1 protein-coding gene is annotated in these 304 nt (G+C 65.1%); it reads left to right on the top strand.

What is annotated here, in order from left to right; translation table 11 throughout:
* Window positions 1-304, top strand: a 304-nt coding sequence (locus B3T59_RS17025) for a DUF3375 family protein (RefSeq protein WP_287004438.1), incomplete at both ends; no start/stop codon positions are given.

The raw sequence follows: 304 nt of genomic DNA, 5'->3' as shown, positions 1-304 counted from the left end.
CCACCGGCGGGTCCATCATGGGCGTGGCCGCCGGTCTGCACCGGGTCGCGACTCAGGTGACCGACGATCCGGAACGAATTCGCGAAGACATCGAGAGCCAGATCGACGAACTCGACGCCGAACTCGTCGAACTCAACGAGGGACGCCGTCGACCATTCGACCTGCGGGGAGCTGAGGACGAGGCTCGGGCGATCGCCTACCAGATGGAGCAGATCATCACCGACATCGGCCAGTACGGCGCGATGCTCGATCGCATCACCACAGCACTGCTCGACGACCCGCACGACTCCGACCTCGCCTACCG

Origin of the sequence: Gordonia sp. UBA7860, from assembly GCF_002500165.1 — a bacterium.
In the GTDB taxonomy this organism is placed as follows: Bacteria; Actinomycetota; Actinomycetes; order Mycobacteriales; family Mycobacteriaceae; genus Gordonia; species Gordonia sputi.
The sequence above is the reverse complement of the archived record's forward strand: the minus strand, read 5'-3'. Positions and strand labels throughout refer to the sequence as shown.